The organism is Methylomonas sp. AM2-LC (genome assembly GCF_039904985.1).
GTDB lineage: Bacteria > Pseudomonadota > Gammaproteobacteria > Methylococcales > Methylomonadaceae > Methylomonas.
This window is the reverse complement of sequence record NZ_CP157005.1, coordinates 4,165,529-4,181,440: the sequence shown is the minus strand read 5'-3', so window position 1 is coordinate 4,181,440 and position 15,912 is coordinate 4,165,529. Positions and strand designations below refer to the sequence as shown.

Annotated in this window: 13 protein-coding genes; 8 read left to right on the top strand and 5 right to left on the bottom strand. The window is 41.6% G+C overall.

Annotation, left to right across the window (positions count from 1 at the left end):
- Positions 1-167: 167 nt before the first annotated feature.
- Entirely contained in the window at positions 168-1,016 is an 849-nt protein-coding gene (locus ABH008_RS18605) for an HDOD domain-containing protein (RefSeq protein ID WP_347987108.1), read from the bottom strand.
- A gap of 183 nt (positions 1,017-1,199) precedes the next feature.
- Between ABH008_RS18605 and ABH008_RS18600 the strand changes: the two genes are divergently transcribed.
- Positions 1,200-3,038 carry an EAL domain-containing protein gene (locus ABH008_RS18600; RefSeq protein WP_347987107.1) on the top strand — a complete coding sequence of 613 codons (1,839 nt, stop codon included), beginning with the start codon at positions 1,200-1,202 and terminating at the stop codon, positions 3,036-3,038.
- Between the two features lie 271 nt (positions 3,039-3,309).
- Complete coding sequence (locus tag ABH008_RS18595; RefSeq protein WP_347987106.1) at positions 3,310-3,798, top strand: hypothetical protein; 489 nt, start codon at positions 3,310-3,312, stop codon at positions 3,796-3,798.
- A gap of 71 nt (positions 3,799-3,869) precedes the next feature.
- Here the strand turns inward: ABH008_RS18595 and ABH008_RS18590 are convergent, their stop codons facing one another.
- Positions 3,870-5,216 carry a sigma-54 dependent transcriptional regulator gene (locus ABH008_RS18590; protein WP_347987105.1) on the bottom strand — a complete coding sequence of 449 codons (1,347 nt, stop codon included), beginning with the start codon at positions 5,214-5,216 and terminating at the stop codon, positions 3,870-3,872.
- The gene (locus tag ABH008_RS18585; RefSeq protein ID WP_347987104.1) at positions 5,213-6,835 is read right to left on the bottom strand and encodes a HAMP domain-containing sensor histidine kinase; all 1,623 of its coding nucleotides are present in this window, start codon (positions 6,833-6,835) and stop codon (positions 5,213-5,215) included. The genes ABH008_RS18590 and ABH008_RS18585 overlap by 4 nt, the downstream gene beginning before the upstream one ends.
- 99 nt (positions 6,836-6,934) lie before the next feature.
- Between ABH008_RS18585 and sucC the strand changes: the two genes are divergently transcribed.
- From sucC to ABH008_RS18560, 5 genes are read left to right on the top strand one after another with little or no spacing between them, the layout of a single operon-like run.
- A complete protein-coding gene (gene sucC, locus ABH008_RS18580) occupies positions 6,935-8,104 on the top strand; it encodes an ADP-forming succinate--CoA ligase subunit beta (protein ID WP_347987103.1) in 1,170 nt (389 codons plus the stop codon).
- Positions 8,101-8,967, top strand: a complete 867-nt coding sequence (sucD, locus tag ABH008_RS18575; protein ID WP_347987102.1) for a succinate--CoA ligase subunit alpha — start codon at positions 8,101-8,103, stop codon at positions 8,965-8,967. The genes sucC and sucD overlap by 4 nt, the downstream gene beginning before the upstream one ends.
- 8 nt (positions 8,968-8,975) lie before the next feature.
- On the top strand, positions 8,976-10,607 hold the full coding sequence (locus tag ABH008_RS18570) for an NAD+ synthase (protein WP_347989994.1): 1,632 nt from the start codon (positions 8,976-8,978) through the stop codon (positions 10,605-10,607).
- A 22-nt stretch (positions 10,608-10,629) separates the two neighbouring features.
- Positions 10,630-11,718: a hypothetical protein gene (locus ABH008_RS18565; protein WP_347987101.1), complete on the top strand. Its 1,089-nt coding sequence runs from the start codon at positions 10,630-10,632 to the stop codon at positions 11,716-11,718.
- On the top strand, positions 11,715-13,001 hold the full coding sequence (locus ABH008_RS18560; RefSeq protein WP_347987100.1) for a dicarboxylate/amino acid:cation symporter: 1,287 nt from the start codon (positions 11,715-11,717) through the stop codon (positions 12,999-13,001). Before ABH008_RS18565 ends, ABH008_RS18560 begins: the two co-directional genes overlap by 4 nt.
- A 1-nt stretch (position 13,002) precedes the next feature.
- Here the strand turns inward: ABH008_RS18560 and ABH008_RS18555 are convergent, their stop codons facing one another.
- A complete protein-coding gene (locus tag ABH008_RS18555; RefSeq protein WP_347987099.1) occupies positions 13,003-13,848 on the bottom strand; it encodes a sulfurtransferase in 846 nt (281 codons plus the stop codon).
- Between the two features lies 1 nt (position 13,849).
- Positions 13,850-14,827 carry an NAD(P)H-quinone oxidoreductase gene (locus tag ABH008_RS18550; RefSeq protein WP_347987098.1) on the bottom strand — a complete coding sequence of 326 codons (978 nt, stop codon included), beginning with the start codon at positions 14,825-14,827 and terminating at the stop codon, positions 13,850-13,852.
- A gap of 199 nt (positions 14,828-15,026) precedes the next feature.
- On the opposite strand from ABH008_RS18550, the gene ABH008_RS18545 reads away from it, so the two are divergent.
- Positions 15,027-15,878 (top strand): metallophosphoesterase, encoded by an 852-nt coding sequence (locus ABH008_RS18545; protein WP_347987097.1) that lies wholly within the window; start codon positions 15,027-15,029, stop codon positions 15,876-15,878.
- The last annotated feature ends 34 nt before the right edge of the window (positions 15,879-15,912 follow it).

Here is a 15,912-nt window from a genome sequence, read left to right as displayed (position 1 = left end):
GTAAAGTGCTGTTGCGGTCACATATTTTTTTTGAAAAAAAACATGTAATAGTTTGTTTTACAAGTTATTAACGATATGTAATATTCGGATACCGATTATGTAGGGCTGAAGTGTAAAGCCAACAATTGAGTTAAGCCTATTTATGTGAGCATTGACATAAAAACAATTTACCCAGTATAAAATAACTTGAAAATGGCTTCGAATTCCTCATGAACCTTGTCAATACAGATACTCAACTGTGAGATGGGCATATTTAGACTATTGGCAATTTCATCGTCATAGGGATTATCAATACTGCTAAATAAATTAGCGACCCTGATTATAGTGGCAAGTTCCGCGTAACTGCTGGTATCATCAGTGATTGCATGCAGCCTAATGGTTTCGATAATCACTTCAGGAAGTTTCCATAAACGGCACAGTTCTGCGCCGGCCTGAAATTGATCAAAACCAATCACTTGTTGTTCAATAAGTACTTGATCTAAGTAGTTAGCCGGTTGTTTGGATAGTAGGAGTAGATCTACGTCTCGGGCTAATACCGGTATGCGTCGGTAAAATAGTAATTGACCAATATTATGTAGTAAGCCACAAATGAAATTGACTTCCTTATAGCGATTGCCTAATTCCTGATCCAACTGTCTAGATAATAAAGCGCAGCGCAAATTTCTGGCCCAAAAGTCATGCATAGAAAAGGTTTGCCCGGGTAAATCAGAAAATCGTTCGATAACGATAGTGCTGAGTACCAGATTTTGTAACTCGCGGGTACCGATAAGATTAATGGCTTTTTCAACAGACGTAATTTGTGCGGGGAAACCGTAAAAAGCACTATTAACTATTTTTAAGAGTTTGGCCGTCAATGCCGCATCTTTTTCAATGACGAATGCAGCATCCATCTGTGATTTATGCGGATTGTCGATTATCGCTTTTAAAGCAAAATAGATGTTGGGTGGCGATGCTAATTGCAGGTCGCCGCTTAATAAATCAGTGATAGTCAAGGCTGTAATCTGAGTAGTTGGCATTATTAGTACAAAATTTAAAATCGCAGCTATACTGAAATCTATTGAACTGCAGTTCTGTATTTTGCGGTTACACTTAAACTTAGTGGCATTCTGGAAAAATACAAGTTTTAGTTAATGGTCTGTAATTTATCCTTTGATCCAATCTCTGCTTCCTATTTGGTCTATTAAGAATCTGGATGATGAATGTTTGTTTGTGAATCACTTAAAGAAAAAATCATTATCGTAGCTGAACACGATGTCGGTGCTATGCACGAAATCGTTACTACACTAAAGGCAAGAGATTTTCCTAATGTTTTTACCGTGGATAGCAGTGAAAAAGTTTATGAAATACTTAGGAACTATCATGATGAACCTGAAAAAGTAGGCCTAGTTGTTATTAGTGAGTTTTTATCGTCTGTGGATATAGATGATATGCGTAAAAATCTCACTTATTCTAGTAATAGCTTTGAAATACCTTTTGTGATTATTGGTAATATTGATAGTCAGCATTTAAATTCCCCTTCTGCCGTTTACAACGTTGAATCTGATAAATGTCTACTCACGTATCGAATTAATAACCCCGCTAATAGTCATGAATTGGTGTTGGCAGTTAAATGTTTACTTAATTTAAAGCAGGAACGATTCTGGCGCTATCAACAAAAAGAGCAATTACATAATGAAATAGCTGCAAAAAGTTTGATAGATGCAAAGCTGCAGTATCTGGTCGCACATGATGAATTAACAGGTTTGTTTAACCGGAGTAGTTTTGAAAGTCAGTTTAAATTAATATTGAAACAAAGCCAAAAAGAGCAAAACTCAGTCGCTTTACTGTTTATAGATGTGGATCGCTTTAGTTTAATTAACGAGTTAGAAGGGTTTGACGCGGGTGATAGATTGTTAGTCGAACTTACCCTTTTAATTAGAAAGTTGATACCCGAAGATAGTTTATTTGCCAGACTCGGTAGTGATGAGTTTTGTTTGTTCTTGAATAACAGCCCCAAAAGCCATGCCATCATTCTGGCAGAAACCATTAAAAATAGCGTGGATGAATATCGGTTTTTTACGGGTAAAGTTTTTTTTAGTGCGGCTGTTTCTATCGGTATTGTGATACAGGATAAGAACCATTCGGTATCGCATCCAGGAGAAATGATTTTACATGCGCGTCAAGCTTGTCATTTTGCCAAGAATAATGGTCGTGATCGCGTGTGGGTATATAGCTGTGAAGATAATGAAGTTAAGGAGCGTCAACGCGACATCTATTGGGTGCCATTGCTGCGAAAGGCTCTTCGTGAAAACGGATTTTTTCTGGTTTTTCAGCCAGTCGTAAAATTATCGGATGGTTATATATCTCACTATGAAGTTTTGTTACGCATGTGGGGTGCAGGTGGAGAAATTATTACGCCGGAAAAATTCATTCCTGCTGCGGAAAGAATGGGCTTAATACACAGTATTGATCTTTGGGTCGTGGAAAATGCCATCGATTTTCTAGTAAGTTCGCCTTTACAATTTTCCAATGTTTCTTTAGCGATTAATTTATCCAGCTTGGCTTTTCAGTATCCAGATTTGTTGGCGACTATTCGCAGTAAATTGTTATCAACTAAACTGGATGCAAGTCGTTTGACTTTCGAAATTACTGAGACAGCGGCGATTGATAATATTGAAAACGCCATGACTATGATGAGTAGAATTCATGCATTGGGTTGCAAGTTCGCACTTGACGATTTCGGAGCCGGTTTTTGTTCGTTTAATTATCTGAAAACTTTTCCAGTTGATTACGTAAAGATTGATGGACAGTTTATTAGAAACCTACTTGAAGATGAAACAGATCAGCTTTTGGTGAAATCCATGGTCGAGATTGCTGAAAAATTAGGAAAAACCACTATAGCGGAGTTTGTCGAATCCGTCGAAACTGCTTTGAAACTTAAAGAGCTAGGGGTTAATTATGCTCAGGGATATGTTTTTGGAAGACCTGAACGGCATTTACTGAATTATCGGCAAACTGTATTAAATAATATTCAGCCGGAAAGCATGTTGCAAATTTGATGAGTATAAACGAGTTACTGAGCCAGCTTAGAATTTAAGAGAACGGTTTCCTGAAAAGCGATTTTAAGGAGTGTAAGCTTTTTAATGATTGCAAATTTTGTTTAATTATTACTGATTAGTTTACCGGTTTGTCAAGCTCTGGTATATTTTGTTACGGTAGATACACAATTGGTCATGCACAGCATAAATCTGACTGCCAGTATCAAGGTGTATTATCAATCAAGTATTTGTGCTGTTCTTAATAATTAAAATAAATCGAAGGGGAAGTGTTATGGCAGAATTGCTTTTTATAGCGACCACCGTTTTTGTCGTTTACGTATTGTTTGTGGTCATGGCCGAAAAAAAAGAAAGCCCGGAACCTGATAAATCTGAGGTGAGTAATTCAACACCGCCAGTCGCTGAAAAAAATGTAGTTTCTGCTGAAGCAGCAGTGTCTGATGAGGAAGTGGTTGTCAAACCAGTTGTGGTACCTCTTAAACCAACAAAACCAAAGTCTAGCTCCACCAAGAAAGCGGTTGTTAAAGAGCCTGTTGTTGCAGTAGTAGCCAGTACTACTGATAGTTTGAAAAATCCAAACACGGGTGAAGTGGTTAAAATTCCAAGTAATTATACTTTTGCTAAACGTTGGATTAAAGATGCGTTAGTTGAGGAAGGGCTACTAGATAAAATTTATAAAAGCAATGAATTGGATGATGCCACTCAAGCAAAAATTCAAGATGCTGTTCAGCAGTTAAAAGCTTTGGATAAATACAAAGCTTAAACGCGTTCACTTTGCTGGTGGGCATGCTTTTGTGCCCACGTCTAACTTAACCGCAGATACTGACTGATTAATTATTCTAAACCTAGCTTTTTTAATCGGTAACGTAAGGAGCGAAAGGTGAGTCCCAATTGTTTGGCGGTAGCCGTTTTGTTCCATCGGTTTTCTTCCAGAGCCGTTGTTACAGCCTTTTTTTCGATGCCTTCCAGATAATTTTCAAGTGACATTTTTCCTGAGTCAAAGTCTTCAGCGGCCTTTGAATTCATACCGATGGGCAAATTCAAATCATCTAGATCAAGGCTACCATCTTCATCCAGTGCCATGGCTCTTTCCAGAATATTTTCCAATTCACGAACATTCCCAGGAAAATAATATTGTTTTAAAGCCTGTAGTGCATTGGCGGACAATTTTGGCACGGGTGTGCCGTTTCTATTTGCCAACCTGACAATTAAGTGCTTGCTTAACTCTGGGATATCCGCTGGACGCGTACGTAAAGCGGGTAAATTCAGTTCAATAACATTAATACGATAATACAAGTCTTGCCGGAAACTGCCATTTTGTACCATACTGCCCAAATCTTTATGAGTGGCACTCAGTAAGCGAATATCAACATGTATTTCTGCATGCTCACCAACGGGCCGAACTTTTTTCTCCTGTATAGCCCGCAGTAATTTAACTTGTAAGGTTAAAGGTAAATCCGCTACTTCGTCAAGAAACAGAGTGCCACCATTCGCCGCTTGAAATAAACCTTGTTTATCACTGATCGCGCCGGTAAAACTTCCTTTCTTATGACCAAAAAATTCGCTTTCCATTAATTCTGCGGGTATGGCACCACAGTTAATGGCGACAAAGGGGGCTTTATTTCGGTAGCTTTGTTCATGTATCAGTTTTGCAACCAGTTCTTTGCCCGATCCTGATTCGCCACTAATATAAACTGGCGCCTGATTACGTGCTACTTTATGGATTTTTGAACGGATGGCACACATAACCTCGGAGTCACCCAGCAAAATATGTCGTATCCGGCGCTCTACTTTTTCATCGACCGATTTAGGCTTTGATAGCTCTAAAGCATGGTTAACGAGTTGGCGAAGTGTGGATAAGTCAACGGGTTTGCATACAAAGTCAAACGCACCTTTTTTCATGGCCTTAATGGCATTGTCCATACTGCCATAGGCGGTGATAATGGCAACAGGGAGTTGTAGGCCTGTACTATTAATGTATTCCAGCAAATCCAAGCCATCGCCATCCGGTAAGTTCATATCCGTCAGGCATAAATCAAAACTTTGGGTGCTTAATAATTGTTGAGCAGTAGCCAGATTTTCAGCCGTAAAGGTTTTAATCTGCATTCGATTTAGTGTTATTTCCAATAATTCGCGAATATCGGGTTCATCATCAACAATTAAAGTAACGGGCATTCTCATAACTCGATCACGACAAGATCAGCATCTGCAAAAGTTAAGGTAAAACAAGCTTGGGTTGCTTGCCAGCTATAGGTTAACTGAGCTTGGTTAAGTTCAGCCAATTCACGCGAAATATATAAACCCAAACCAGTACCTTGATGTGAGGTAGTAAAAAAGGGTTCAAATAATTGTTGCAGATTTTCTGGCGCAATACCTGGACCATTATCAATCACTTTAATGCAAGGTGCTTCATTAATCCTATCAACTTCAAGCAAAATATTACCCGTATCCGGTTTGCCGTATCGCAGCGCATTTTCGCAAAGATTATCCATAATCTGTTTAAGATGAAAAGGATCCATGCTGACATTTAAACCATGAACTTTGAAGTTTATATCAAAATGATCTCTATAAGCATTATTGCTTTGTGCTTGTTCATCCAAATAATCCGGTAACCAAGTATCAAGAGAAATACGCTGTCTCTGTAAGTCGTTACGTCTGGATAAGTTAAGAATAGCTTCAATGATACGATTAACGCGTTGCGTATTGTTCTGAATGATTTCTATCAGGCGCAAGTCTTGTGTTTGTAAGTTGGCCGATTCTGGTAACAATTGTGCGGCGTGGCTAATTGCACCCAGCGGGTTACGTATTTCATGGGCAATACTGGCAGTGAGTCTACCTAATGAGGCTAGTTTGCTTTTTTGCAACCGCTGATTGTAAAGGGCGTTATCCTCAAAAGTTAACATATGTAAATGTTCGTTATACATATTAAGCAAAGCAAAGCGCACTTGAATTTTTTTACCGCTGGTTAGATTGATAAAGCTAAAATTTTGCGAGGGATTTTCAATCCACAATTCAAATGCCTGGTGTAGTCCTGGGTCAATCATGGCAAGACGTGTTGGCATCGAGACCAAGTTCAGCAGCCGTAAAGTGGATTGATTACTTAATCGAATATTTTGCTGCTCATCTATAATGACAATTCCCGATTGCATATGCTGAATTATATATCGATTAAGTTCTTCCAGTCTGGCTATGGTGATGGAATGAAGTTTTTCCTGTTGATCGGAATGCTCAGAACGTTTGGCTAGCATATACGACAATATGACAACCGAAAAAAATGAAACACCTAACATGCCTGAATAGGTTAAGGAGTTACTGTTGAAGTTATGGGTGGTAATAGCGTAAATTTGTTCTGCTAAAACAGTCATACTGGCAAGTGCAGCTAATAGCATCGCACAGCGACCACCGATCAATAAGCCGCCGGCGGCAAGAGAAATCGTTAACAAAATACCAATTCCGCTGTTTATTCCACCGCAGGCATGCATCAATAGCGGAATAAAGAGTATGTCGGTAAATATTAATATCTGTGCCAAACTAGGATAACTGAGTGTTTTGCGCAGGATGAAAAATGCGGCTAGTATCGATATAGCCAGATAAGAAATACAGGTGAACTGGTACAATTGCTTATCGCTATGCCCCTGGGTTAGATCAACATCCAGAAAATATAAGCATACAAACAAAAGTGCGACGATAGAACGGTAAACTAAAAAAACTTTTAATAGTTGCCATGCTTGACGGCTGGGAATGCCATATGCTTTAGTAAGCGGACAAGGGTAAATAATTTCGGTAGAAACTGATGACATAAGCGTTCTGTGTTATTGGAAGAAAGCTAAAATACAGGGGCATCCATCATAGCACCCTCTTTTAAATCTGATTCAAATGCCATTAAAATGGAGCAGTAAATGAATATTCATGAATATCAGGCTAAACAATTATTTCGGGATTTTTTCGTGCCAGTACCTGAGGGTGCAGTTGCGGAAACAGCGCAACAGGCCCGAAAAATTGCTGAAAGTCTAACAGGTTCGGCGTGGGTAGTTAAAGCGCAGATTCATGCAGGTGCAAGGGGAAAGGCGGGTGGCGTTAAAGTAGCTCATGATTTGGCTGAAGTACAAGAATTTACGACTGATATGTTGGGAAAGCGTTTAGTTACTCATCAAACAGACAGTAGTGGCTTGCCGGTAAATACCGTACTTGTTGAAGAAGTTTCGGCAATTAAACAAGAATTTTATCTGAGTTTAGTGTTGGATAGGGAAACCGAGGGTTTGCTTTTTATAGCTTCAGCTGCAGGTGGTATGGATATAGAAGCCGTGGCAGCACAATCACCAGAAAAAATTGTAAGGGTACCCATACACCCTGCGGCAGGATTTCAAGCTTATCAGGTACGGCAGGTGGCGGCTGCATTAGGCTTGGCAAAAGAGCAGCAAGCACAATTACACAAAATTTTGTTAGGGATTTACCAACTATTTTTGGCAAAAGACGCCAGCCAGATTGAGATTAATCCTTTAATAGAAACGGAACAAGGCCGCTTATTGGCTTTAGATGCAAAAATCAATTTTGATGATAACGCAGTTGCTGCACACGCTGATATCGCGGCACTGCGCGATATTGAGCAGGAAGATGCCAAGGAGGCCGAAGCAAAATTGTTTGACCTGAACTATGTCACTTTAGGTGGAAATATAGGCTGTATGGTTAATGGGGCTGGACTAGCCATGGCTACAATGGATATGGTGAAACTTAAAGGCGGACAACCTGCCAATTTTCTTGATGTGGGTGGGGGTACCAATAAAGAAAAGGTTAAGGAGGCGTTTAAATTAATTTTGGCGGATGGTGTTGTTAAAGCCGTTCTAGTCAATATATTTGGCGGCATAGTGCAATGTGATGTCATTGCTGCCGGAATTTTAGCAGCTGTTGAAGAAATGCATTTGCGCATTCCTGTTGTAGTCAGGCTTGAAGGCACCAATGCTGAAATTGGCCGAGAAATGCTCAATAACTCTGGGTTAGGATTAATTGCAGCAAACGATTTGAATAGTGCTGCTGAGCAAGTAGTTGCGTTAGTGGAGGCTGGAAAATGAGTATTCTGATTGATAAAAATACCCGTGTTATTTGTCAAGGATTTACCGGTAAGCAGGGTACTTTCCATTCTCAGCAAGCCTTGATCTATGGTACAAAGCTGGTGGGTGGTGTGACGCCCGGGCGCGGAGGCAGTCTGCATCTGGATTTGCCCGTGTTTGATACAGTACAGCAAGCGGTAGCTGCTACTGCAGCAACCGCCACTATGATCTATGTACCACCCTTTTTTGCTGCTGATGCTATTTTAGAAGCTTTAGACGCGGGTATTGAGCTGATTGTTTGCATTACTGAAGGGATTCCTGTATTGGAAATGATGCGGGTGAAAGCCGCTATGCAGGGTAGCAAATCTTTGTTGGTTGGGCCAAACTGTCCAGGCGTGATTACACCCGGCGAATGTAAAATTGGTATCATGCCGGGTCATATTCACAAGCCCGGTAAAATAGGTATTGTTTCGCGTTCTGGAACATTAACTTATGAAGCAGTGCATCAAACCAGTCAGCAGGGTTTAGGGCAAAGTACCTGCGTCGGTATCGGTGGAGACCCTATTCGTGGCATGAATTTTATTGATGTCATTAGCCGTTTTCAAGCGGATGAACAAACCCAAGGCATTGTCATGGTGGGCGAAATTGGTGGGAATGATGAAGAAAAAACTGCTGAATACATTAAAACGCATGTCACTAAACCGGTAGTGGGATATATTGCTGGTTTAACTGCACCTCCTGGCAAACGTATGGGACACGCTGGGGCGATAGTCACTGGCGGGTGTGGCACTGCTGCAGGTAAAGTGGCGGCCATGAAAGCCGCTGGTGTGGTTATGGTCAATTCGCCATCTGATATTGGTTTTGCTATGCGGGATTGTTTCTAAAATAAATGATGTCTTTAAAAATTGCCCTTGCCCAGCTTAATTTCACTGTTGCAGATATAAAACTAAATACCGCCAAAATTATTGCGGCGGTAAACGAGGCTAAGTCGCAACAAGCCGATATTATAGTATTCTCTGAATTATGTGTAACCGGTTATCCACCGGAAGATTTATTGTTTCGAACCGATTTTATTCGGCAGGCGGCTGAAGCTGTGCAAGAAATTATTGCTCAGGTACAAGGCATTGATGTGGTATTAGGTTATCCGAAACAACAAAACCAGTGCCTTTATAATGTGGCGATTGTTTGTCGGAATGGCGATGTTATTGCTGAATATTCTAAAAATGCCCTGCCAAATTATGGCGTGTTTGATGAACAACGTTATTTTACGGCAGGCGACGAAACAGTATTGTTCTACTTAAAAAATACCTGTCTGGCTTTGACGATTTGTGAAGACATCTGGCAAAACGGCATTATTGAAAAAAATCGCCAAGCAGGTGCACAAATTATTCTATCTTTGAATGCCTCTCCGTTTCATGCTGGTAAAAGCTATCAACGTGAAGATGTTATCGCGCAACAGCTAATCACTTCCAGTATTCCATTAGTTTATGTTAATCAAGTCGGTGGACAGGATGAATTGATTTTTGATGGCTCATCTTTCGTTGCCGATAATCAAGGTAAGGTGGTGTTTCGTGCGGCAGAATTTGTTGAACAGCTTGCGTTAGTTGAATTTAATGATGCAAAACCAGTCAGTTGCCAATCCATAGCCCCACACTACCAGTCAGTGATTAGTGAATATAAGGCTCTGGTGTTGGGAATTAAGGATTATGTGTATAAAAACGGTTTTCAGGGGGCTATTCTGGGTCTGTCTGGCGGCATCGATTCGGCCTTGGTTTTGGCGCTGGCAGTTGATGCTCTGGGGGCGGATAAAGTTGAAGCAGTATTGATGCCCTCGCGCTATACCCAGCCCATGAGTATTGAAGATGCACGTATGGAGGCTGAAGCTTTGGGGGTGCACTATCAAATTATCCCTATTGAGCCAGCAGTTCAGGCTTTTACGGATATGTTGGCCCCGGTTTTTGCTGGAGCACAAAAAGATACCACTGAAGAAAATATTCAGGCCCGATGTCGGGGGGTTTTACTAATGGCCCTTTCTAATAAACAGGGAAAATTATTGTTGACTACGGGTAATAAAAGCGAAATGAGTGTGGGGTATGCCACGCTATATGGGGATATGGCAGGCGGTTTTGCACCTTTAAAAGATGTTTATAAATTATTGGTATATCAATTGGCTGTCTACCGCAATAGTTTATCAGCGGTGATACCTGAGCGGGTAATCAGCAGGCCACCTTCGGCTGAACTGGCACCCGATCAGAAAGATGAAGACTCCTTACCCGCTTATGCTGTGCTAGATCCCATACTGGAACGCTATATCGAACAGGACTTGCCCGCAGCTGAAATTTTGGCACAAGGTTATCAGTTAGCCGACATTAACCGTGCTATTGCCCTGGTTGATCGCAACGAATACAAACGTCGTCAATCGCCACCGGGCATTCGCATTACTGCCAGGGCATTTGGACGTGATCGCCGTTATCCAATTTCATCGGGGTACCGTGGCGTTATTAACAGAGATGAACTGGAATAAGAACACTAATCAGGAGTAGTTCATGTCATTGTTACGATTTATTTTTTTTGCCGCATACTTGCTGGCTTTTAATAGTCAGGCTACAGAAACAAAACTGACTGTACCCATGGATTACACGTTAATCCGTAATGTGATGATACATCAGCTGTATACAGGAGAGGGTGAAAGCGCTCGTTTTTGGAAAGAGGGTAAAGATTGCAGCTTTCTGGATGCCTCCAATCCGCAACTGAATGGCGAAAATGGGCAAGTTAAAATTGATAACACTTTACACGCCCGTATAGGCCTTACCATGGGGGGTAATTGTGTGCCGCTGGTTGAATGGCGAGGCTTATTACAAACCCTGCAGCAACCTACTCTGGATGCTACGCATACCATACTCAGTTTTCCGGTCACTCAGGTCAGTGCGCATGATAATAATGGACAGCTGAATAGCAAGCAAATTCAAGATTTAATTAATAAAGTGGTGCAACCAAAATTAGCCACGCTAAAAATAGATTTGAACGCGTTACGTGGTGATATCGTTAAAACCTTATTACCGTTTGTCGATGCAAACGATGCCGAAAAACTGTATGACACACTGAACAGTTTGCGTTTTGATAAAGCTCAGGCGAATGATAAAGGTTTGTTGATTACTATCGGTTTTACTTACATTCAGCCTAAAAAATCAGACTCTGCCGGACAAGCAGTGTTCAATGCTGAAGAATTGCAAAAATGGCAAACTGTCTGGAGTAAACTGGAACAAAATTTAGAAAACAGCTTACGTAAGCCCCCACTTAATCAGCAATCAGCAAGTGAGCTTGAAACCCTAAAAGAAGTATTACAAGAGGCAGGTGCAGCCTTTACTGAAGGCTTGACTTCCCCTGATATCGCAGATCATGATCCGGTTCGCGAGTATCTGAATAATTCTTGGGATAAACTGGCACCCTTATTACGCGATGCGTCTAAACAATTGACGGGTACTGAAGGTTTACGCTATTTGACATTGATTTCCGCTACCGATTTGTTGTATGAGCTAGAAACCGTGACTACACCTCTGGGATTGGAGGTATCGGCAAATGGCTTGCGTAAATTGGCTAGAGCCTATTTGGCGCATTTGGCAACCTCAACATGACCATTGAAAACGGTACGCAACTGGCATCTTCTTATACCACTTCCAGTACTCGCCTCTATATTTGGGTATTACTGGCAATTTTAGCTGGTGGTGTGTTGGGGTATCTGGATGCTCGCCATGCTGTAATGCTTAAACCCATCGGCGATGGTTTTATCAACTTAATCAAAATGTTGATTGCACCTATTGTATTTTGCACCGTGGTTCTAGGTATTGCCGGGGCAGGTGATATGAAAAAAACCGGGCGCGTAGGGGTAAAAGCGCTGCTCTATTTTGAAGTTGTTTCTACTTTTGCACTAGCTACTGGTGTGCTGGTTGCCAATGTTGTTCGTCCTGGCAAGGATTTTAACGTTGATCCAGCAACATTAGACCCGATGGCCGTTTCTGTGTATGTTAAACAGGCAACAGAGCAGAATGTCGTAGATTTTTTGCTGCATATCATCCCCAAAACCTTTACAGATGCTTTCACCAGTTCTGGTGACTTACTGCAAGTATTGTTGGTAGCAATTTTATTTGGCTTTGCCCTGCAAAAAATGGGTAGTGCTGGTAAATCCGTTTACAGCTTTATTGAGGCGTGCGCACAGCTATTCTTTGTTATGATCAATGCCATTATGAAGCTTGCACCACTCGGTGCGGGTGCAGCCATGGCGTTTACTATCGGTAAATATGGCGTGATCGCACTTAAACCACTACTAATTTTGATGGGTAGCTTTTATCTGACCTGTATACTGTTTATCTTTATGGTCCTGGGTAGCATTGCTGCCTTGAATGGTTTTAATATTATTAAACTATTGAAATATATTAAGGAAGAATTGTTACTGGTGTTGGGTACTTCATCCTCAGAGTCCGCGCTGGTGCCAATAATGAAGAAATTAGAATCTTTGGGTTGTTCACGCGCCGTGGTTGGTCTGGTGGTGCCTACTGGATACTCGTTCAACTTGGATGGTACCAATATCTATTTGACGCTGGTGGCATTATTTTTGGCTCAAGCATTAAATATTGAGCTGTCATTAAGTGATCAACTGACACTTTTTTTGGTAGCCATGTTGACTAGTAAAGGCGCATCGGGTGTCACTGGGGCTGGCTTTATTACGCTGGCGGCAACATTAGCGGTTGTTCCTACATTACCGATTGCCTCGTTATCGTTAATTCTAGGTGTAGATCGCTTTATGTCTGAAGCAAGGGCTTTAACCAATCTCATTGGCAATACGGTAGCCACCATTGTGGTATCGCATTCGGAAGGAGAACTCGACAAAGCCCAGATGCATGTAGAGTTAAACAGATAAGCTATTCCCTACTTACTCCACGGTTGCGGTCTACTATCCATTCACTCCATGAACCTGCATAAAGTTTGGAGCCGTTTAGTCCAGCGTGTTCCATGGCTAACAGATTATGGCAGGCAGTAACACCAGAACCGCACATATGCACCACTTGTTCGGGTAATCTTGAGTGGGTTAACTGCTCAAACTGTATACGTAATTGTGCAGCCGGTAAAAACAGGCCATTTTTATCAAGATTAAGCTGGAAGGGGCGGTTGATTGCTTTGGGAACATGTCCGGCAACAGGGTCGATAGGTTCCTGCAAGCCTTTAAAGCGTTCCATTGTTCTGGCATCTATCAGGGTAATGTTTTGGCTGGCGAGGCCATTTTCCACTTCGGTGGTCGTTAGCCATGAGCGGCTATCGTGATAACTTCTAAAAGAGGTGCTGATAGGCTTGGGTAGTCTCGTTGTCAGGGGCAGCCCCAGTTTTTGCCATTGCGTGATGCCACCATCTAAAACCGCTACCTCATCATGCCCCAAGCTGCGTAATAGCCACCACATACGCCCCGCAAATGCGCCATTGGCATCATCATACACAATAACCTGTGAGCGGTTTTTAACCCCCCATAAACCTAATTGTTGGGTCAGAACCGAAAAATCCGGTAAAGGATGGCGGCCAGTATAGCTTTTAACGGGTGAGGATAAATGCAGGTTTAAATCGGCATAACGTGCGCCCGGCAAGTGTCCGAAACGATAGGCTTTGTGACCTGCCGTAACATCGGCCAAAGAAAACCTGCAATCGAAAATTACCCAATCAGGCGCATCAAGATGCTCGGCCAAAGTAAGAGGGGAAATCAGTGTGCGGTATGCCATGTTAAACCTCTAAAATAATTTTTCCAAAATGTTGATTTTTTTCCATGTAGGCGTGTGCTTGTTCAGCATCCCGCAGAGGAAATACGGTGTCTATCACAGGCTTAATCTGGTCATTATTCAGGAAAGGCCAGACTTTTTCTTGCAGTTGTTGGGCAATATACCCTTTAAATAGATTATCTCTGGTTCTTAAAGTAGACCCCGTGATGGTCAGGCGTTTAAGCATTAGAGACCAAAGATTTAGTTCACATTTTGCTCCCTGTTGAATGGCTATTTGCAATAAACGCCCTTCTTCAGCCAAACATTTCAGGTTGCGGGGTAAATAGCCACCACCTATCATATCCAAAATAATATCCACGCCTCGCCCTGCAGTCAATGTGTGTATGGTAGTGACAAAATCAGTATCGTTGTAGTTAATAGCGGTATTGGCACCAAGCGCCAGACATTTATGGCATTTTTCTTCACTTCCTGCTGTCACATAAACTGGATTTCCGAAGGCTTTGGCCAGTTGAATGGCAGTGGTGCCGATACCGCTGCCACCTCCATGTACTAGCAAGCTTTCGCCAGACTGTATGTCACCTCTTTCAAAAACATTGCTCCATACCGTAAAAAAAGTTTCGGGTAGGGCTGCGGCTTGCACGAAACTGAAGTTTTTTGGTATAGGTAAACAACAAGCTTCTTCCGCAACACAATATTCAGCATAGCCACCACCTGTCACCAGTGCACAAATCAGATCACCCGGTTTTAAGGTGCTAACCTGCTGTCCAATTTCAACAACAGTACCGGCTATTTCCAACCCCAAAATATCAGATGCACCTGTTGGTGGCGGGTATACTCCTTGACGTTGCAGTAAGTCCGGTCGATTAACGCCCGCTGCTGCAACTTTGATCAAAACTTGCTGATCGTTAGGTGCAGGCTGCGAGCAGTAAGCTAATTCTAGCTCGTTGGAAGTTGTTGAAGTGATGGATTGTATGGCATACATGATTAAGGGTTTTTAAGTAGAACAATAGACTTTATTATATACTCATGGCCTATTATATTTTGACACTGAAATGTAGTGTGGATAACCATCGCAACTTGGCTAAAAGCGCTATAGACGCTTAGCGTATAGAGTTGTATAAATAGGCGTGGATTATTCATACGTTACTTACTGTTGTCCACACAGTTAATGCCAGGAGTTTATGAACGATACTTTTCCGATTCGACAATTGCCCGAAAATATATTAGGTAAAGATTATGTTATAGGCGATTTACATGGTTGTTACAGTTTACTGGAACGTTTATTGGACGCTGTTAAATTCGATTATAAATATGATCGACTGTTTTCTGTTGGCGATATGATCGATAGAGGGCCAGACTCATTGCGTTGTCTGGCGCTATTGGCTGAGCCATGGTTTTATGCTGTGCAGGGTAATCACGAGCTAATGATGCAAGATTGTTTTTGGCCTTATCTGCAAAAAGGTCAGTTGCGTAGTTTAGATGACTTAAACAATAATGGCTTTCTTGATTATGGGGGGGCTTGGGTAGAGGATTATTTTGTTGCTGATCAGTATGCAATGACGGATGCTTTTAACCGCTGTTTGCAACGACTTGCACAATTACCCTTGATATTGGTGGTTGGTGAGGGTTTGAATCGCTTTAATGTTATTCATGCCGAATTGCTTAGACCCGACTATAAGCAGTCTAGTAATGAAGTCTGGCTGGATAGTGATATTGATAATTGGCTAGAACTAAAAACACTGAGGCATGATATTGAAGAGCGCTTACTTTGGGGGCGAACTTTACTAACCTTGCGTGCACCAAAGTTGAAAAATGCCAGAATGCAAAAAGGTTTATCAACTACTTTTTGTGGACATACTTATAGCAATAAACCAAGGCAAGTTTTATCTCATTTGTGTGTGGATACCGGGGCATTTTTAAGTTTGGACGAAGCGGAAATTGATTATGGTTTAACGCTCTTTGATGTGCAAGAGTTTCGCTGGTTTTCTGCCGCCTATACTCGTGCAGAAGTGATTTCCGAAAATTTCGCCTGATAGCGACAGCTATTCAAATTAGATTATTTAGTAT